Origin of the sequence: Streptomyces sp. NPDC001544 (genome assembly GCF_042894285.1) — a bacterium.
Lineage (GTDB): Bacteria > Actinomycetota > Actinomycetes > Streptomycetales > Streptomycetaceae > Streptomyces.
In genome coordinates, this window is sequence record NZ_JBIAVN010000018.1 from 73,937 (window position 1) to 92,591 (window position 18,655).

Annotated in this window: 17 protein-coding genes and 1 pseudogene; 9 read left to right on the forward strand and 9 right to left on the reverse strand. The window is 71.5% G+C overall.

All coding sequences use genetic code 11. The features are described 5' to 3' along the window. Nucleotides 1–68: 68 nt before the first annotated feature. The gene (locus tag ACFY0F_RS32595; protein WP_388802423.1) at nt 69–716 is read left to right on the forward strand and encodes a 5-formyltetrahydrofolate cyclo-ligase; all 648 of its coding nucleotides are present in this window, start codon (nt 69–71) and stop codon (nt 714–716) included. Between the two features lie 74 nt (nt 717–790). Here ACFY0F_RS32595 and ACFY0F_RS32600 read toward each other — a convergent pair whose 3' ends face one another. Further along, the gene (locus ACFY0F_RS32600; protein ID WP_388802426.1) at nt 791–3,613 is read right to left on the reverse strand and encodes a penicillin acylase family protein; all 2,823 of its coding nucleotides are present in this window, start codon (nt 3,611–3,613) and stop codon (nt 791–793) included. A 239-nt stretch (nt 3,614–3,852) separates the two neighbouring features. Here ACFY0F_RS32600 and ACFY0F_RS32605 point away from each other — a divergent pair, with 239 nt between their 5' ends. The 6 genes from ACFY0F_RS32605 (at nt 3,853) to mscL (ending at nt 9,577) form a co-directional block, all read left to right on the forward strand. Continuing rightward, on the forward strand, nt 3,853–5,355 hold the full coding sequence (locus tag ACFY0F_RS32605) for a potassium/proton antiporter (RefSeq protein ID WP_388802678.1): 1,503 nt from the start codon (nt 3,853–3,855) through the stop codon (nt 5,353–5,355). Between the two features lie 255 nt (nt 5,356–5,610). Then, nucleotides 5,611–6,906: an MFS transporter gene (locus tag ACFY0F_RS32610; RefSeq protein ID WP_388802429.1), complete on the forward strand. Its 1,296-nt coding sequence runs from the start codon at nt 5,611–5,613 to the stop codon at nt 6,904–6,906. Nucleotides 6,907–6,973: 67 nt separating this feature from the next. Further along, nucleotides 6,974–7,300 (forward strand): FmdB family zinc ribbon protein, encoded by a 327-nt coding sequence (locus ACFY0F_RS32615; RefSeq protein ID WP_388802432.1) that lies wholly within the window; start codon nt 6,974–6,976, stop codon nt 7,298–7,300. 75 nt (nt 7,301–7,375) lie between these two features. Next, nucleotides 7,376–8,209 (forward strand): S-methyl-5'-thioadenosine phosphorylase, encoded by an 834-nt coding sequence (locus ACFY0F_RS32620; protein ID WP_388802435.1) that lies wholly within the window; start codon nt 7,376–7,378, stop codon nt 8,207–8,209. 324 nt (nt 8,210–8,533) lie between these two features. Then, entirely contained in the window at nt 8,534–9,016 is a 483-nt protein-coding gene (locus tag ACFY0F_RS32625) for a hypothetical protein (protein WP_388802438.1), read from the forward strand. Between the two features lie 102 nt (nt 9,017–9,118). Beyond that, a complete protein-coding gene (gene mscL / locus ACFY0F_RS32630; protein WP_388802441.1) occupies nt 9,119–9,577 on the forward strand; it encodes a large conductance mechanosensitive channel protein MscL in 459 nt (152 codons plus the stop codon). A gap of 28 nt (nt 9,578–9,605) precedes the next feature. Here the strand turns inward: mscL and ACFY0F_RS32635 are convergent, their stop codons facing one another. Beyond that, nucleotides 9,606–9,782: a hypothetical protein gene (locus ACFY0F_RS32635; RefSeq protein WP_388802444.1), complete on the reverse strand. Its 177-nt coding sequence runs from the start codon at nt 9,780–9,782 to the stop codon at nt 9,606–9,608. Between the two features lie 51 nt (nt 9,783–9,833). Here ACFY0F_RS32635 and ACFY0F_RS32640 point away from each other — a divergent pair, with 51 nt between their 5' ends. Beyond that, nucleotides 9,834–10,862 carry a P1 family peptidase gene (locus tag ACFY0F_RS32640; RefSeq protein ID WP_388802447.1) on the forward strand — a complete coding sequence of 343 codons (1,029 nt, stop codon included), beginning with the start codon at nt 9,834–9,836 and terminating at the stop codon, nt 10,860–10,862. 174 nt (nt 10,863–11,036) lie between these two features. Here the strand turns inward: ACFY0F_RS32640 and ACFY0F_RS32645 are convergent. Then, a pseudogene (locus tag ACFY0F_RS32645) lies at nt 11,037–11,300 on the reverse strand (zinc ribbon domain-containing protein); the annotation flags it as partial. Between the two features lie 356 nt (nt 11,301–11,656). Between ACFY0F_RS32645 and ACFY0F_RS32650 the strand changes: the two are divergent. After that, the gene (locus ACFY0F_RS32650) at nt 11,657–12,403 is read left to right on the forward strand and encodes a DUF6227 family protein (RefSeq protein WP_388802450.1); all 747 of its coding nucleotides are present in this window, start codon (nt 11,657–11,659) and stop codon (nt 12,401–12,403) included. 33 nt (nt 12,404–12,436) lie between these two features. On the opposite strand, the gene ACFY0F_RS32655 is transcribed toward ACFY0F_RS32650, so the two are convergent. The 6 genes from ACFY0F_RS32655 to ACFY0F_RS32680 form a co-directional block, all read right to left on the reverse strand. Further along, nucleotides 12,437–12,715, reverse strand: coding sequence for a hypothetical protein (locus tag ACFY0F_RS32655; RefSeq protein ID WP_388802453.1), 279 nt, complete (start codon nt 12,713–12,715; stop codon nt 12,437–12,439). 108 nt (nt 12,716–12,823) lie between these two features. Continuing rightward, on the reverse strand, nt 12,824–14,878 hold the full coding sequence (locus ACFY0F_RS32660) for a fructose-specific PTS transporter subunit EIIC (RefSeq protein WP_388802456.1): 2,055 nt from the start codon (nt 14,876–14,878) through the stop codon (nt 12,824–12,826). Continuing rightward, nucleotides 14,875–15,186 carry a hypothetical protein gene (locus ACFY0F_RS32665; protein WP_388802458.1) on the reverse strand — a complete coding sequence of 104 codons (312 nt, stop codon included), beginning with the start codon at nt 15,184–15,186 and terminating at the stop codon, nt 14,875–14,877. The genes ACFY0F_RS32660 and ACFY0F_RS32665 overlap by 4 nt, the downstream gene beginning before the upstream one ends. After that, nucleotides 15,183–16,130: a 1-phosphofructokinase gene (gene pfkB, locus ACFY0F_RS32670; protein ID WP_388802461.1), complete on the reverse strand. Its 948-nt coding sequence runs from the start codon at nt 16,128–16,130 to the stop codon at nt 15,183–15,185. The genes ACFY0F_RS32665 and pfkB overlap by 4 nt, the downstream gene beginning before the upstream one ends. Further along, a complete protein-coding gene (locus tag ACFY0F_RS32675) occupies nt 16,127–16,888 on the reverse strand; it encodes a DeoR/GlpR family DNA-binding transcription regulator (RefSeq protein WP_388802464.1) in 762 nt (253 codons plus the stop codon). Before ACFY0F_RS32675 ends, pfkB begins: the two co-directional genes overlap by 4 nt. A gap of 213 nt (nt 16,889–17,101) precedes the next feature. Further along, complete coding sequence (locus tag ACFY0F_RS32680; RefSeq protein ID WP_388802468.1) at nt 17,102–18,616, reverse strand: MFS transporter; 1,515 nt, start codon at nt 18,614–18,616, stop codon at nt 17,102–17,104. Between the last annotated feature and the right edge of the window lie 39 nt (nt 18,617–18,655).

Sequence of the window (18,655 nt, forward strand, 5' to 3'; positions counted from 1 at the left end):
CCCGAACCTTATCCGGTGCCTTTGTGGGAAAACTGTGGCTCCGGCCGGTTGACTCTCATATGAGCGCAATGAGAAAGGCGCGGAAACCACTTGTGGACGACGCGAAACGCCAGCCCGAGGCTGACAAGCGAACGTTGCGGCGAGAGCTCCTCACGGTGAGAAGCAGGTTGACGCCCGGTGACGTACGGGAGGCCGCCGCCGCGTTGGCCGGGCACGCCCTGGAGCTGGCGGAACTGGCGCACGCGCGCGTGGTGGCCGCGTACGTCTCCGTGGGCGGCGAACCCGGCACCCTCGCCCTGCTCGACGCGCTGCGGGCGCGGGACGTGCGCGTGCTGCTGCCCGTGCTGCTGCCGGACAACGACCTCGACTGGGGCGTGTACACCGGGCCGGACTCCCTCGTGAGCGTCCGGCACGGCGGGCGGATGGCGCTCCTTGAGCCCGTCGGCGAACGCCTCGGCCCGGACGCGGTGACGGCCGCCGACGCCGTCCTGCTGCCCGGGCTGGCGGTGGACGCGCGCGGGATGCGGCTGGGGCGGGGCGGGGGGTCGTACGACCGCGTCCTGGAACGGCTGGAACGTTCGGGTGCGGACCCGGCGCTGGTGGTGCTGCTGTACGACCGGGAGGTCGTCGAGCGCGTCCCCGAGGAGCCGCACGACCGGCCGGTGCACGCGGTGGTGACGCCGTCGGGGGTGCGGCGCTTCGGCCGAGCCGTATGAGAAACGGCCCTCCACGCGTGCGTGGAGGGCCGTTTCACTGTCCGGTCCCGGTGCTCAAGGCCTCATCCCTGTGCTCAGGGCTTCAGCACGAGCGTGTCGCTGGTTCTGCCGTCGACCGCCTTGTCCGAGAACGACCACGGCAGCAGCTCACCCTTGACCCACTTGCCGGTCTGGTCGATGTAGTGGGCGCTGTAGGCGTGGCCCGAGGCGCCGGTGAGGTTGATCCACTTCGACTTGTCGAGGTCGCCCAGGTTGACCACCATCCGCATCGACGGCACCCACACCACACCGTAGCCGCCGGCCGCGTTCCAGCCGGTCGCGTCGACCGTCGCCTCGCCGCCGCTGAGCTTCCACGGGCCGCGGTTGAGGACGTACTTGATGATGCCGGGGCCGTCGGTGCCCAGGGTCTGGTTCTTCAGGAACAGGCGGTGCAGCCTGCCCCAGCTCCAGCTGTCGATGTCCTTGCCGAGCTTGGCGGTCAGCTCCCAGCGGGCGTCGTCCATGGCGTACTCGAACAGCTTGTCCCGGTTGGTCGCCCCCTCGCGGATGCCCGACTTGGGCGTCTTCCACCAGTCGCTGTCCGGCTTGCCGATGAGCCTGCGCACCACCTCGAACCAGCGGTCCCCGCCGTCCGGTTGCGCCTGGTCGGCGGCACGCTCGCCGCACTCGCGCACCTTGGTCTCGTCGTCCACCGGCCCGGTCGAGTCGGCCTTGTCCACCCACAGGCACTGGCCTTCGACCCGCAGTTCCTTGGGCAGCTTGTTGCCGAAGGCCAGCTTGAGGATGTTGCGCCAGACCGCGTTGAAGTAGGCGGCCGCCGCGGAGTCGGCGTCCTGGGTGTAGTCCCAGCCCTCCAGGAGTTTCTGCGCCTCGCGGACGTCCTTGTCCTTCAGGTTGATCTTCAGCAGGTAGGGCACCAGCAGCTTGGCGATCTCGCTGCTGTCGTCCATCTGCATCTGGCGCATGTCGTCGGTCGAGATCTTGCCGCCGCCCTTGATCTTCGACTCGATCAGATCGGTGATCCGCTGGCTCCGGGTGCCGTAGCCCCAGTCCGTGGTGAGCGTGTAGGGGTACTTGTCCTTGTCGACGACGGCCTGGTTGGCGGTGACGATGTAGCCGCGCTTCGGGTCGAACTCGTAGGGCAGCTCGTCCTGCTTGATGTAGCCGGTCCACCTGTACTTGGAGTTCCAGCCGGGCGCCGGGATGGAGCCGTCGTCGCCCTTCGCGCGCGTGGGGATCTTTCCGGGCAGCGTGTAGCCGATGTGGTTCTTGGTGTCGGCGTAGACCAGGTTCTGCGAGGGCACGTCGAACAGCGCGGCCGCAGAGCGGAAGTCGTTCCAGTTCGCCGCCCGGTCCATGGCGAAGACGGCGTCCATGGAGGTGCCCGGCTGCAGCGCGGTCCACTTCAGGGCGATGCCGTAGCCGTCGCCGCGGTCGGGTGCGGCGGTGTCGACGGTGGCCTTCTTGCCGACCTGGACGAGTTCGTCGTCGCGGTCGGACAGCAGGGGCATGCCGTCCTCGGTCCGGCGGACGACGATCTTCTTGGACGAGCCGCCGGCGACCTTGATGGTCTCCTCACGGGTCGTGAAGGGCCGGACCTTGCCGTCGTACAGGTAGCCGTCGCCGCTGAGCTTCTCGAGGTAGAGGTCGGTGACGTCGACCCCGGAGTTGGTCATCCCCCACGCGATGTCGGCGTTGTGGCCGATTATCACGCCGGGCATGCCCGCGAAGGTGTAGCCGCTGACGTCGTACTGGCACTTGCTGGAGACGGTCCGGCAGTGCAGGCCCATCTGGTACCAGACGGAGGGCAGCGAGGCCGAAAGGTGCGGGTCGTTGGCGAGCAGCGGCTTGCCGCTGATGGTGTGCTCCCCGCCGACCACCCAGGAGTTCGAGCCGATGCCCTGACCGTTCACGCCGACGGCCGTGGGGACGTCGTCGAGGACGTTGTACAGGCCCTCGAGCTGGCTCGTGACGCCCGAACCGGACGAGGTGCCGGACGGGGTGCCCGACGAGGTGCCGGACGCGGTGGAGCCGGTGGTGCCGGTCGTTCCCGTCGTACCACTGCCGGTCGTACCGCTGCCCGTCGTACCGCTGCCCGTCGCCCCGCTGCCCTGCTCGAACGCCTTGGCGAACTCGTTGTACTGACCCTCCTGGACGATCGTCTTGTTCCGCTTGTACGGATAGTCCGGGTACAGGTCGGCGATCTGCCGGGGGCCGAGGCGGCTCGTCATCAGGGCGCGGTCGATCTCGTCCTGCATGTTGCCGCGCAGGTCCCAGGCCATCGCCTTGAGCCAGGAGATCGAGTCGACCGGGGTCCACTTCTGCGGCTTGTAGTCGTTGGTGAAGCCCAGGGCCGCGTACTCCAGGGAGATGTCCTTGCCGTCCTTGCCCTGGAGGTAGGCGTTGACCCCCTTGGCGTAGGCCTGGAGGTACTTCTTCGTTGCGGCCGACAGCTTGGTGGCGTACTCCTGCTCGGCGACGCGGTCCCAGCCCATGGTGCGCAGGAACGCGTCGTTCTTGACCTGGCCCTTGCCGAACATCTCGGACAGGCGGCCGGAGGTCATGTGGCGGCGCACGTCCATCTCGTAGAACCGGTCCTGCGCCTGGACGAAGCCCTGCGCCATGAACAGGTCCTCGTCGGACGAGGCGTAGATCTGCGGGATGCCGTAGCCGTCCCGCTTCACGTCGACGGGTCCGGAGAGACCGTCGAGTGTGATGGATCCCTTGGTCTGCGGGAAGGAGGCGCGCACGGTGCTGATGGACCAGTAGGCCCCGTAGGCGATGCCTCCGATGATGGCCAACACCAGAACGAGCACGATAAGACGGGCTTTGCGCCCCTTCTTCCTGCCGGACTTGCCGGGCTTGTCACCCGATGAGGCGGTGGTATTGGGGGGCATCGCTGTCCTTGCTGTCCTAACGCGAGCGGCAGGCGGTACTGGAGTGCTGGAGCAACCATAGGCGCAGGGCCCGGTGCCTCTTGACGCGGTGTCGGGTCCAGGCACGGACGGACGTTCGATCTTGCCTTGTGGATCGTCAAGAAACCGTCAAGAATTAGGTAAGCTAACGAAGTAACCGCAGAAGTCGACCGGAAAACTGGCCGGGAACCCGCCTTCCGGGCCCAAGGGAGGAACCGCCGCTGTCCGTCCACCACCTCGACCAGCTCCTGCTCGTCTGCTCCCTCGTCCTGCTCGTCGCCGTCGCGGCGGTCCGGATCTCCTCGCGCAGCGGGCTCCCCAGCCTGCTCGTGTACCTGGCGATCGGCGTCCTCATGGGTCAGGACGGCATCGGGAACATCCACTTCAACAACGCCCAGCTGACCCAGGTCATCGGCTACGCGGCCCTGGTCGTGATCCTCGCCGAGGGCGGTCTGGGCACGAAGTGGAAGGAGATCAGACCGGCCCTGCCGGCCGCCGCCACCCTCGCGACGGCGGGGGTCGCGGTGAGCGTCGGCGTCACGGCGGCGGGCGCGCACTACCTGGTCGGGCTGGAGTGGCGGCAGGCGCTCATCATCGGGGCGGTGGTGTCCTCCACGGACGCCGCCGCGGTCTTCTCCGTGCTGCGGCGGATCCCCCTGCCCGCGCGCGTGACGGGCACGCTGGAGGCGGAGTCCGGCTTCAACGACGCCCCGGTCGTCATCCTGGTGGTCGCCTTCTCCACGGCCGGCCCGATCGAGCACTGGTACGTGCTGGTGGGCGAGATAGCCCTGGAACTGGCCATCGGCGCGGCCATCGGTCTCGCGGTGGGCTGGCTCGGCGCCTGGGGCCTCAGGCACGTGGCGCTGCCCGCCTCGGGCCTCTATCCGATCGCCGTGATGGCCATCGCCGTCACCGCTTACGCGGCAGGCGCCCTGGCCCACGGCAGCGGCTTCCTCGCCGTCTACCTGGCCGCCATGACCCTGGGCAACGCCAGGCTGCCGCACTGGCCGGCCACGCGCGGCTTCGCCGAGGGGCTCGGCTGGATCGCCCAGATCGGCATGTTCGTCCTGCTCGGCCTGCTGGTCACCCCGCACGAGCTGGGCGACGACGTCGTGCCCGCGCTCGTCATCGGCCTGGTGCTCACCATGGTGGCGCGTCCGCTGAGCGTGGTGCTCAGTCTGACCCCGTTCCGGGTGCCCTGGCCGGAGCAGGCCCTTATGTCCTGGGCCGGGCTGCGCGGCGCGGTGCCCATCATCCTGGCGACCATCCCCATGGTGAACGGCGTGGAGGGCAGCCGCCGCATCTTCAACATCGTCTTCGTCCTGGTGGTCGTCTACACCCTCGTCCAGGGCCCGACGCTGCCCTGGCTGGCACGCGCGCTGCGGCTCGGCGACGGCGCCGAGGCCGCCGACCTCGGCATCGAGTCGGCGCCCCTGGAGCGGCTGCGCGGTCACCTGTTGTCGGTGGCGGTCCCCGAGGGGTCGCGGATGCACGGTGTCGAGGTGCACGAGTTGCGCATGCCGGCCGGAGCCGCCGTCACCCTCGTCGTCCGCGAAGGAAAATCGTTTGTTCCGCTGCCCACCACGGTGCTGCGGCACGGGGACGAACTGCTCGTGGTCGCCACCGACCCGGTCCGCGACGCTGCGGAACGGCGCCTGCGCGCGGTCGCGAGGGGCGGCAAGCTCGCCGGCTGGCTGGGGATGAACGGCGCGAATCCCAGGTGAGAGGGGGCAGGGTGCTCTTCTTCACAGCCGAGCGCCGCTTGATCCCTGTACGATGAAGACTGTATACAGCGAAAGCTGTATACAACCTTGATCGAACCAACTCTGCCTGATGCAGAGCTGGCGCGACCGTATGGCGGCCGGGACACCCTGATCACGGGTGCCGGTATCTACCGCAGTTCCGCGCAAGAGGACAGCTCTCGGCGCCCCCCGACGGGATGAGGGGCAGCGCTACCAGGCGGCAGAAAGGCACGGGCCGTGGAGTCCACGGTCACCACCGAGCCGTCGAACACCTCGCCGGCTTCCTCCCGCCCTGGATACGGGCAGTTGCTGCGCACCCGCGGCGCCTGGACGTTCCTGCTCCCCGGCTTCGCGGCACGCCAGCCGTTCGCGATGCTCACCCTCTCCATCGTGCTCCTCGTGCAGCACACCACGGGCTCGTACGGGGCGGCGGGCGCCGCCGCTGCCGCCACCGGTGTGTCCATGGCGCTGTTCGCGCCCTACAGCGGCCGCCTCGCCGACCGCTACGGCCAGCGCGCGGTACTGGTCCCCGGGGTCCTCGTGCACGCCCTGTCGGCCCTGGCCCTGACCTCGCTCGCCCTGACCCACGCGCCCTTGTGGGCACTGTTCGCCGCGGCCGTTCCGACCGGTGCCTCGGTACCGCAGATCGGGCCGATGGTGCGCGCCCGCTGGGGCGTGAAGCTGCAGGACTCGCCTCTGATGTCCACGGCGGCGGCCTTCGAGTCCGTCACGGACGAGCTGACCTTCGTCGTCGGCCCGCTGCTGGCGACCGCCCTGTGCACCACCGTGACCCCGGCGGCGGGCCTGGTCACCGAGGCGGGGCTGACGCTGGTCGGTGGTCTGCTGTTCGCCGCGAGCAAGAGCACCCAGCCCGCCGTGGGCGCGGACGCCGGGCACGCGCGCGTGCAGCACGTCTCCGCACTGCGCGTCCCCGGAGTGCGTGTCCTGGTCGTGACGTTCCTCGGCATCGGGACCGTCTTCGGCGGCATGCAGGTCGGGCTCGCCGCGTTCACCGAGTCGATCGGCGAGCCGGGCCTGAACGGCGTCCTGTACGGCACCTTCGCCGCGGGCAACATGCTCTCCGGCCTCGTCTGCGGCGCGATCGCGTGGAAGACCGCCCCGCAGCACCGCCTGGTCGTCGGCTACGCGGCGCTCGCGCTGACCGCGTCCGCCCTGTGGACGGCTCACTCGGTGCTCCTCCTCGCCGGGCTCGGCCTGCTGGTCGGCATGTGCATCGCACCCGCCCTGATCACCGGCTACACCCTGGTCGAGAGCCTGGTCCCGGCGGCGGCCCGCACCGAGGCCTTCACCTGGCTGACCGGCGCGGTCGCACTCGGCCAGGCGGCCGCCGTCACCGCCGCCGGGCAGTTGGAGGACCGTCTGTGGCACGGCGCCGGTTTCCTGGTGCCGGCGGCCGGCACCCTGCTGGCCCTGGCGACCCTGGTGGCGCTGCGGTCACTGCTGGCCGCCCGGCCCGTCAACCGTACGGTCGCACGTGGCGTGGGTCACCGCGCGGCGGTCACGGTGGACTGATCCCCAGGAATACGTCACTATGGATCGTCGTTAGCACTCATCGAGTGAGAGTGCCAGGAGGAAGACAGTGCCGACCTACCAGTACCAGTGCACCGAGTGCGGCGAGGGCCTCGAGGCGGTGCAGAAGTTCACCGACGACGCCCTGACCGAGTGCCCCAACTGCGGTGGCCGCCTGAAGAAGGTGTTCTCCGCGGTCGGCATCGTCTTCAAGGGCTCCGGTTTCTACCGCAACGACAGCCGCGGCTCCTCGTCGAGCAGCAGCCCGGCCTCGAAGTCGTCGGGTTCGTCGACCGCTTCCGGCTCGTCGTCCTCGGCGTCCTCCTCGGCGTCGTCGTCCTCGTCGTCCGGCTCGGGCTCGTCGGCCTCGAGCTCCGCCGGCAGCTCGGCCGCCTGACCTTTCTCTTACGGGACCCTGCCGTCATGGACGGCAGGGTCTTCGGCGTCCGCCGTTACGACTAATGTGCTGCGCATGGCGAACGCAGAGATCGGTGTAATCGGCGGCTCCGGCTTCTACTCGTTCCTCGACGACGTGACCGAGGTTCAGGTGGACACCCCCTACGGGGCGCCCAGCGACTCCCTCTTCCTCGGTGAGGTCGCCGGCCGGCGGATCGCGTTCCTGCCCCGGCACGGCCGCGGGCACCATCTGCCGCCGCACCGCATCAACTACCGGGCCAACCTCTGGGCCCTGCGGTCCGTCGGTGTCCGCCAGGTCCTCGGTCCGTGTGCGGTGGGCGGCCTGCGCCCCGAGTACGGGCCCGGCACACTCCTGGTCCCGGATCAGCTGGTGGACCGCACGAAGTCCCGGGCGAACACCTACTTCGACGGGCTGCCGCTGCCGGACGGCACCATTCCGAACGTCGTGCACGTGTCGCTCGCCGACCCCTACTGCCCCACCGGACGGTCCGCCGCGCTGAAGGCGGCCCGCGGCCGGGACTGGGAGCCCGTGGACGGCGGCACGCTCGTCGTGGTCGAGGGCCCGCGCTTCTCGACCCGGGCGGAATCGCTGTGGCACCAGGCGCAGGGCTGGTCCGTGGTCGGCATGACCGGCCACCCCGAGGCCGCGCTCGCCCGTGAGCTCGAGCTCTGCTACACCTCGCTGACCCTGGTCACCGACCTCGACGCGGGCGCGGAGACCGGCGAGGGCGTCTCCCACGAGGAGGTGCTGCGGGTGTTCGCGGCCAACGTGGACCGGATGCGGGGCGTGCTGTTCGACGCGGTGGCGGCACTGCCCGACACCGCGGGCCGGGACTGCCTGTGCGGGAACGCGCTGGGCGGGATGGATCCGGGGTTCGCGCTGCCGTAGTGCCGTGCTGCCCCGGTGCAGCGGCGGCGGGGTGGCGGGGCGACGGGGCCATGTGTGCCGCGGTGGCGGAAGTGCACGTTCGGGTGGGCGGGTTTTCCACAATCCGCCGGTCGTCCACCGGCTCCGACGAGTTTCGGCGCGAGGCGTCATCGTGGCATCGCAGGCCGATTCCTCGTCTCCTCGCCACAGGTGGTGGTCCCCGTGCAGGTGTCCCCTTCGCCGTCCCCTCCCTCCACTCCTTCCTCTCCCTCCCGTCCCTCCCCTCCTTCCTGGGCCCTTCCCTTCCCGCATCCGCCCGGCCCCGACGCCCCCGCCACGTCTGAAGTGCCGCACTTCGCACCGGTGCGGGTGCGCGGCGGGCGGTATCAGCTGCAGCGGCTGGTACGGCAGCGCCGGCGGGCGCTGGCGGCCGGGCTCGCCGTGACCGCTGCCGCGCTGGTGGCGGCGGGACCGCGTACGGGGCCGGAGCCGGACCGCGCCGGGCGGGCCCGTGGGCATCCGGTGGCGGCCCCGGTGCCACGACGTCCCGCGGACGGCCTGGTGACGGCGCCGGTCCGGATCGCGGACGCGGCCACCGTGCGGCTGCTGCGGCCCGGTGACCGGGTCGACGTCATCGCCGCCGAGGACCCCGCCGCGGGCGGTGACGCCCACGTGGTCGCCCGCGGGGCCCGGGTCACGCGAGTGCCGCAGGCTCTGGACGGTGCCACCGACGGCGGGGCGCTGGTGGTCCTCGCGGTGCCGCGTCGCACCGCGGCACGGCTCGTCGGCGCGAGCGCGACGGCACGGCTGGCGGTGACACTGTGCTGAGCCGTCGGCCGGGGTCACCGCGGTGGACAGGGGCACCGGGGCGTGCCGTAGGTTGCGGAGCGCTTTGTTCCACACCCTGTGCATGCGAAGAGAGGCCCCTAGGTGATCGAGAAGAACGAACCGAGCGTCTGGCAGGGTTTCAAGACGTTCCTGATGCGCGGCAACGTCGTCGATCTGGCAGTCGCGGTGGTCATCGGCGCCGCCTTCACGAACATCGTCAACTCGGTGGTGAAGGGGATAATCAACCCGCTGGTCGGAGCGGTCGGCACGCAGAACCTGGACAACTACAGCTCGTGTCTGAGCACGTCGTGCGAGGGCACGCACGGCATCCGGCTGATGTGGGGATCCGTCCTCGGTGCCACCCTGAGCTTCGTGATCACCGGTGCGGTGGTGTACTTCCTGATGGTCCTGCCGATGTCCAGGTACCTGGCCCGGGTGGAAGCCCGCAGGAAGGCACGGGAGGGCACGAAGGAGGTCGTCACGGTGACCGAGCTGGAGGTGCTCAAGGAGATCCGCGACGAGCTGGTCGCCCAGCGGGTCTCGGGCCGCGGCGAGCGGTAGCGGCGGCCCGCGCGGGCGGCCGGGCGGTTCAGAGGTGGTGGGGCGGCTTCTCGTCGAGGAAGCGCCTGAGGTCGCCGGCGGTGTCCGGTTCCGACCGCTCGCCCCATCCGCGGTCGGTGTCGTCCGAGGACTGCTGGTCCAGCGGGTCGTCGAAGACCAGCCGGGGCTTCGGCTCGCGGGGCTCGGGGGCGGGGGCGCTGCTCATACCTCCAGGGTACGGGCCCCCGGTGTCCCGGGCCGGGCCAGACTGGCCCGTATGACAGTTGACGCATTGACGGACGTCACGGGACTCCGGGTGGGGCACGCGACCAGGATCGGCGACGGCCGGCTCACCGGCACCACGGTCGTGCTGGCGCCGGAGGGCGGGGCGGTCGCCGCCGTGGACGTGCGCGGTGGCGGCCCCGGCACCAAGGAGACCGACGCGCTCGACCCCCGCAACATGGTGCAGAAGGTCGAGGCGGTGGTGCTGACCGGCGGCAGCGCGTACGGGCTCGACGCGGCGGCCGGAGTGATGGCCTGGCTCGAGGAGCGCGGGCGCGGGGTGCGGGTCGGGGCGGACCCGGCGCACGTCGTGCCGGTGGTGCCCGCCGCCTGCGTCTTCGACCTCGGTCGGGGCGGGGACTTCCGCGCCCGGCCGGACGCGGCCACGGGGCGGGCGGCGGTCGAGGCGGCCGCGGCGAGTACGCCCGGCGCTCCGGTGCCCCAGGGGTGCGTGGGCGCCGGCACGGGCGCCGTCGTGGGCGCGCTCAAGGGCGGGATCGGGACCGCGAGCACGGTGCTCGGCTCGGGGGTCACGGTGGCCGCGCTGGTGGTGGTCAACGCCGTCGGGTCGGCGGTGGATCCGGAAACGGGGGTGCTGTACGGGGAGTTCTTCCAGGGGCGGGTGGAGTACCCGGAGGCGCACGTCCATGAGGCCGCGCGCCGGCGCATCGCCGAGTCCGCCGCACGCAACGCGCTGCCGCCGCTCAACACCACGCTCGCGGTGGTCGCCACCGACGCTGACCTGTCGAAGGCGCAGGCGCAGAAGCTGGCCGGCACCGCCCACGACGGCATCGCGCGCGCCGTCCGGCCGGTCCATCTCCTCAACGACGGCGACACCGTGTTCGCCCTGGCCACGGGGGCCCGCCCGCTCGCCGGCGAGGACCCGCTCGCACTCAACCCCCTCCTCGCGGCCTGCCCGGACCTGGTCACCCGGGCGATCGCCCGCGCCGTACGCGCCGCCGAGCCGGTGTCCGGACCGGGCGGGTCGTGGCCGTCGTACGAGGAGCTGTACGGCGCGCGGTGAGGCCCCGTTCCGGGGCTCCAGGTCCGCGGGCGGCTTCGATTGTCCTGGTTCTGTCAGGTAGTGGACTTCAGCAGGAACGGGCGGAATCCCCCAATAACCCCTTCAGGTTCACCGGCTGGAAGTGGACCGCGGGAATTGACTGCTCCCCTTACTCAAGGGAGGGGGATTCCTGGCTCAGGCTGCCTCCTGGAGCGGCGCTCCAGGAGGTCTTGTGCCCTCGACACCAGCCGGGGCCAGACCAGCCCGGACGAGCATCACCTGCGCGGAGTTCTTGTCCCGAGGGGACACCGCTTTGCAGGTGGTGCAGGTGTAGGTACGTTCCGACAGCGGCAGTGCGTGCTTGGTTCTCGCTCCGCACCGTGCGCAGTCCATGGTGGTGTGCGCGGGATGCACCAGGCGTACGTCCCGGCCGTGCTTGCGGCCCATCTCCAGCAGCGCCCGTACGCGCGACATCCGCACACCTGCGCCTCTCTCCGGTCACGATCACCCCAACCAGCGGCCCGAGGCACACACGTTCGCCTTCACCCGGCCCCGCCGGGCAAGCCGTACGGGCGCTCCGCGCCCGGGCAGGCCGGAAGCGGCGACACTCCCCGGCGTGAACGCCGGGCCTCCTGGCAGCAAACCAAGTGACGCCTGACCGGCGGTCTTTGACCAGAACTGAGGCCGTGCGGGAATTTTCCGCGCGGCCCGCGCGTTTTCCGGGCATACGTTTTCTCGGTTCCCGGACATGATGTCCGGCCGAGGGGCTACGGTATGCACCCACAAGGTGACATGCAGCAACGCCGGGAGAAGCCTTGAGCGTTCCGTACGAGACGGCAGCGTACGAACCAGCCGAGTCGCCCGAGTCTCCAGAGGAGCACCTCGCGCGGCTTCTCGGCCGTGCCCTGAACTCCTTCGAGCTGCCCGACGAGTGCCTGCGGCAGCTGGACTGCCCGCTGGCGTACGACAGTTCGCTGCACTCCGCCCACCACAGCGCCGGGCTGCACCGCGAGACGTATCGGCACAGCTGGCTGCTCGCCGACGGTTCGGCGGTCACCCTCTGGGAGCTGGTGCACAACACCGCGCCCGGCAGCGAGCCCCAGCACGAGGTGTACGTGGACGAGGAGGAGCTGCGCGCCGCCACGTCCCGGCTACCGCTGCCGCCGGACACGCCGGACTTCGAGCTGCCGGTCCTGACCCAGCTGTCGGCGATCCCCGAGCCGCGGCACCTGTACGTCCCGGACGACTCGGCGGACCACGCGCGCAGGCTGCTGCGCCGCGCGGAGAACGCGGACCGGCCGGACGAGGAGACGGCGGCGCTGCTGTCGACGGCGTACGCCCACCAGATCACCCAGGCCTTCGGACGGCCGAGCCGGACCGGCCGGGGCACGCCCAGCTTCTCGCTCTACGAGCACGCCTTCCTGCTGCACGACGGCAAGGAGCTCTCCCTCTGGGAGGTCGAGCACACGGCGACGCCCGACGGACGGCACATGTGCGAGGTGTATGCCTCGGAGGACGCGGCCCGCGACGCCATGGAGCGGCGGGCGGCCCAGCAGGCCTGAGCGGAGGCCGCCCGGGCCCGCCGAGCCCTCGCCCTACGGCCTGTCCAGCCTGCGCACCAGACCGGCGAAGGCGTCCTGCTCCGCCGGGGTCAGTTCCACGGACTCCCGCTCGGGGGCGTGCGGATGCTGCTCCGGGAGCGCGGGAAGGGTCGGGAGGGCGCCCGGTCCCCGAGCTGATCGGGCGGAGCGCCGTGCGGCGGCCTCGTAGCGGCGGCGGCGCAGGACACCCGTCACGACGGTCACCCAGGCGGCGGTCGCCAGGGCGAGGAGGGTCGCCACCACGAGCTGGTGGATCGAGACGTGCGCAGGCATAAGCCCCAGTACACACCACGGTCCGGGACTTCTGTCCCGGACCGTGACGTATCTCGCAGGTGCCGTGAAGGACTCACAGCATCCCAAAGGGCGAGGAAGCGGCGGTGGTTACGCCGCGACGGGCTGCTTCCGCTCCGCCGTCCCCGTGGCCGCGTCGGCCGCGGCCCCGGTGCCCGCGGCCTCACCGGCCCGCTTGCGCATGCCCTTGAGGAGGACCACCATCGCCGTGGTGACGCACACACCGGCCGCGATCGCGATCAGGTAGAGGAAGGCGTTGCCGATCAGCGGGACCACGAAGATGCCGCCGTGGGGGGCGCGCAGGGTGGCGCCGAAGGTCATCGACAGGGCGCCGGTGATCGCGCCGCCGACCATCGAGGACGGGATGACCCGCAGCGGGTCGGCCGCGGCGAACGGGATGGCGCCCTCGGAGATGAAGGAGGCGCCGAGGACCCAGGCGGCCTTGCCGTTCTCCCGCTCGGTCTGGGTGAAGAGCTTGCCCCGGACGGTGGTGGCCAGGGCCATCGCCAGCGGCGGGACCATACCGGCGGCCATGACCGCCGCCATGATCTTCATCGCGGAGTCACTGGGGTTGGAGACCGCGATACCGGCGGTGGCGAAGGTGTACGCGACCTTGTTGACCGGGCCGCCGAGGTCGAAGCACATCATCAGGCCGAGCAGCGCGCCGAGCAGCAGGGCGTTGGCGCCGGAGAGACCGTTCAGCCAGTCGGTCATGCCCTTCTGCGCGGACGCGATGGGCTTGCCGATGACCACGAACATCAGGAACCCGACGATCGCCGAGGAGATCAGCGGGATCACCACCACCGGCATGATGCCGCGCAACGCCGCCGGGATGTGGACCTTCTGGATGGCCATCACCACGCCACCGGCGATCAGACCGGCCGCCAGACCGCCGAGGAAGCCCGCGTTGATCGTGGACGCGATCATGCCGCCCACGAAGCCGGGGACCAGACCGGGCCGGTCCGCCATGCCGTAGGCGATGTAGCCCGCCAGGACCGGCACGAGGAAGCCGAACGCCACCGCGCCGATCTGGAACATCAGGGCCGCCCAGCTGTGCGACTGGGTCCACACGAAGTGGTCCATCACGGAGGGCGCCGACTTGATCTGGTAGCCGCCGATCGCGAAGCCCAGGGCGATCAGCAGACCGCCGGCCGCGACGAACGGGACCATGTAGCTGACGCCGGACATCAGCCACTTGCGCAGCTTGGTGCCGTAGCCCTCGCCGGCGTCCCCGGCCCGCTCGACCGGTGTGCCGGGCGCGGCGGCGGCCGTGACCTCGCCGCGCTCCGCCTTCTGACGGACCTCGGTGATCAGCTCGCCGGGCCGGTTGATGCCGGCCTTCACGCCGACGTCGACGGTCGGCTTCCCGGCGAAGCGGTCCTTGTCGCGCACCGGCACGTCGTGGGCGAAGATCACGCCGTCCGCCGCCGCGATCACCGCCGGGTCGAGCCGGGTGAACCCGGCCGAGCCCTGCGTCTCGACGACGACCTCGACGCCCGCCTCCCGGCCGGCGGTCTCCAGCGACTCGGCCGCCATGTAGGTGTGGGCGATGCCGGTCGGGCAGGAGGTGACGGCGACGACCCGGAACGGCCGCCGCTCCCCGGCGGGAGTCTTGGCGGGGGCCGCGTCACCCGCTGCGGCGTCGGCGGAGGCCGCCGCCGACGCCGCAGCGGAGTCTTCGGACGCGCCGGCCTCGTCGGCCGCTTCCTCGCCCCGGATGAGCGCGGCCGCCGCGGCGGCGTCGCCCACCGAGCGCAGCGCGGAGGTGAACTCGGCGTTCATCAGCTGCCGGGCCAGCGAGGACAGGATCGTCAGATGGGCGTCGTCGGCACCGGCCGGCGCGGCGATCAGGAAGATCAGGTCGGCGGGTCCGTCGGGCGCGCCGAAGTCGATCCCGGCGGCGCTGCGCCCGAAGGCCAGGGTCGGCTCGGTGACGTGCTCGCTGCGGCAGTGCGGGATGCCGATGCCGCCGTCGAGGCCGGTAGGCATCTGCGCCTCGCGGGCGGCCACGTCCGCGAGGAAGCCGTCCAGGTCGGTCACCCGGCCCAGGGTCACCATGCGCTCGGCGAGGGCGCGCGCCGCCGCCTCTTTGGTGTCGGCGGACAGGTCGAGGTCGACCAGGTCCGCGGTGATCATCTCGCTCATCGCGGGCTCCTTCGCACGCGTATCGCCCGGGGGGTGGAGTGGGCGGGGGTGGGGACGGGGGTGCTGTGGGGGGAAGCGGGGTGGGGGAAAGCCGGGTGGGGGGCGGCGGTGGGTGCGGAGGCGGGGCCGGGGAAGCCCCGCCTCCGCGGGCCGGCAGAGCGGCTCAGGTTGCCCTGCCGGCCGGCGGTCGCGACGAGTAACGGGGCGCCTCGCCGCTTCATGGCGAACCGTTTCAGCTCGTCGGGATGCCGGGAGGGGGCGGCGAGGAGCCGGGGCGGGGCGGCGAGCAGGGTCGTACGTGCGTTCATGACACCGGCTCCGTCAGATCGCGGTTCACCGGGACCTCCCTTGTGACCGTCACCGCCGCCGGGTCCAGGTCGGCGGGGGTCGGCATGACACTGCCGGGCAGCTGGACGGCGGCGGCGCCGTGTGCAATGGCCGAGGCAAGGGCCTCCGGGCCGCTGCCGCCGGCGATCAGGAAACCGGCGAGCGAGGAGTCGCCGGCGCCCACGTTGCTGCGTACCGCGTCTACCCGCGCGCTGCCGAACCAGGCACCCGTGCCGTCCACCAGCAGCTGGCCGTCGGCGCCCAGGCTCGCGAGCACGGCCCGCGCGCCCATCTCGCGCAGTTCCTCGGCCGCCTTCACCGCGTCGCCCACGGTCGCCAGGGGACGCCCGACGGCCTCCGCCAGCTCCTCCGCGTTCGGCTTCACGACGTCGGGCCGCTCCCGCAGCGCCTCCAGCAGCGCGGGTCCGGAGGTGTCCAGGGCGATGCGCTTGCCGGCGGCGTGCGCCCGTGCGACGAGGTCGGCGTACCAGGCCGGGGCGAGGCCGCGCGGCAGGCTGCCGCAGCACGCGATCCAGTCGGCGTCGCCCGACTGCGCGCGGACCGTCTCCAGCAGCAGCTCCTGCTCCTGACGGGACAGCTCCGGGCCGGGGGCGTTGATCTTCGTCAGGACGCCGTCCGCCTCCGCGAGGGCGATGTTGGAGCGGGTGGCCCCGGCGACCGGGACCGGTGCGACCTCGATGCCCTGCGCGTCGAGCAGCTCGGCGACGAGCGCGCCGGGCGCACCGCCCAGGGGCAGGACGGCGACCGTGCGCTGCCCGGCGGCGGTCACCGCGCGCGAGACGTTGACGCCCTTGCCGCCGGGATCCATGCGCTCGGTCTCGGCGCGGATGACCTCGCCGCGCTTCAGGGCCTGGACCTCGTAGGTGCGGTCGAGGGACGGGTTGGGGGTGACGGTGAGGATCATGCGCGCACTACTTCCGTGCCGCCGCGCTCGATGGCGACGGCGTCTTCGGGGCTCAGCCCACTGTCGGTGATCAGCAGGTCCACGTCGCTCAGGTCGCCGAAGCGGGCGAAGTGCTCCTGGCCGTGCTTGGTGGCGTCGGCGAGCAGCAGCACGCGGCGGGCGGCGGCGATCGCCGCGTGCTTGACCGCGGCCTCGGCGAGGTCGGGGGTGGTCAGACCGTGCTCGGCGGAGAAGCCGTTGGCGGCCAGGACCAGGACGTCGGCGCGGATCTCGCCGTAGGCGCGCAGCGCCCAGGCGTCCACGGCGGCCCGCGTACGGTGCCGTACGCGTCCTCCGACCAGGTGGAGCTGGATGCCCGGGTGGTCGGCGAGGCGGGCCGCGATGGGCAGGGAGTGCGTGACCACGGTGAGTCGCGCCTCCAGCGGGATGGCTCCGGCCAGGCGGGCGACCGTGGTGCCGGCGTCGAGGATCATCGTGCCCTCGGTCGGCAGTTCGGCGAGGGCCGCCTTGGCGATCCGGTCCTTCTCGTCGGCGGCGGTGCCCTCACGCTCGGCGAGGTCCGGCTCGAAGTCGAGGCGTCCGGCCGGAATGGCACCGCCGTGCACCCGGCGGACCAGGCCGGCGCGGTCGAGGGCCTTCAGGTCCCGGCGAATCGTCTCCGCCGTCACCTGGAACTCCTCGGCGAGCGAGAGCACGTCCACCCGGCCGCCGTCGCGGGCGAGCCGGAGGATCGCCTGCTGCCGCTCCGGTGCGTACATGTCCGTTCGCCTCCGACTCATGCCCGAACGTGTGGTTTCACTCGGAGGCTACGCCCGGATGTCCGAAAAGTAAACGGGTTCGGACCCGATTCGGGCATGAACGGACTTACGGCTCACGATCTGGGCAGACCGAAGGGCCCGGCACCTGATGGCTGATGGCGCCGGGCCCTTTCTTCCCGCAGACGGAACTCCGCCTCCGCACCCCGTCCGCGCTCAGGACACGAGTTCCCGCTCCCGGTCCTGCTCCGGCAGCTCGGCCCCGCCGCCCTCCACATGCTGCGCCGGACGCTTCGGCAGGGCGAACATCAACAGGAAGATCACGCCCATCACCGCGGCCACCCAGCCCAGCGCGTGCTGGAACGCGTTCACGAAGGCGGGGCCGACCTCCGGGCGGGTCAGGTGGTCGCCGATCACACCGAAGAAGACCACCGACACCAGGCCGAGCCCGAGCGCGTTGCCCATCTGCTGCACGGTGTTGATCAGGCCGGACGCCGAACCGGCGTGCTCCCGCGGCACCTCGGAGAGCACCGCGTCCGTCAGCGGGGCGACGATCAGGCCCATGCCGGTGCCCATGACGACCAGCGGCAGCGCCATCTGCCAGGAGGCGATCGCGAGGCCGTACCGGTGGGCCTCCGCCATGTAGACCAGCACACCGAGGGCCATGAGCAGGGCGCCCGCCTGGAGCACCTTGCGGCCGAAGCGCGGCACCAGCTTCTGTACCGAGAGCCCGGCCGCCGTGGAGACCGCGAGCGAGAACGGCACGCCGGTCAGCCCGGCCCGCAGCGGCCTCCAGCCGAGACCCATCTGCATGTACAGCGTCCACACCAGGAAGAAGACGCCGAGCGCGACCCCGAAGACGGTCTGCACCGCGATGCCCGCCGCGAAGCTCTTCACCCGGAACAGCGACAGCTCGACCAGCGGGGACCCGTCCCGCGCGCTCTTGCGCCGCTCGTACGCCACCAGCGCCGCGAAGACGCCCACCGAGCCGGCCATCGACACGTACCCCCACAGCGGCCAGCCCAGCTCACGCCCCCGGGTGAGCGGGTAGAGCAGCATCAGCAGGCCCAGCGTCACCAGCGCGACGCCGACGAGGTCCAGCTTCAGCGCCTTCGGGGCCTTGGACTCGGTGATGAAGCGGCGGCCGAGGAGGAGGGCGACGACACCGACCGGCAGGTTGATCAGGAAGATGGGCCGCCACTCGAGGCCGAACAGGTTCCACTCGGTCAGCAGCGCGCCCAGCAGCGGGCCCGAGACCGCGCCCAGGCCGACGATCGCGCCGAAGAGCCCGAACACCTTGCCGCGCTCGTGCGCCGGGAACGTGGCGTGCACGATCGACAGCACCTGCGGCACCATCATCGCCGCCATCGCGCCCTGCAGGATGCGGGAGGCGACCAGCATCTCCGGGTTCGCGGCGAAGCCGCACAGCGCCGAGGCGAGGGTGAAGCCGCCGACGCCGACGAGGAACAGCCGCTTGCGTCCGTGGATGTCGCCGAGCCGTCCGCCGGTGATCAGGCCGGCGGCGAAGGCCAGGGCGTAACCGGCGGTGATCCACTGGATCTGGCTGAAGGAGGCGCCCGCGTCCTGCCGGATCGACGGGATCGCGATGTTGACGATCGTGACGTCGACCAGGTCCATGAAGGCGGCGGTCATCACGATCGCCAGGGCGAACCATCGGCGGCGGTCGGCCGCCTCGTGCGGGGTGGGCTTACGGGTCTCGGTGGAGGTCATGCATCGAAGGTAGGGGCCGAGTAGGTCAGATCGTGTCCT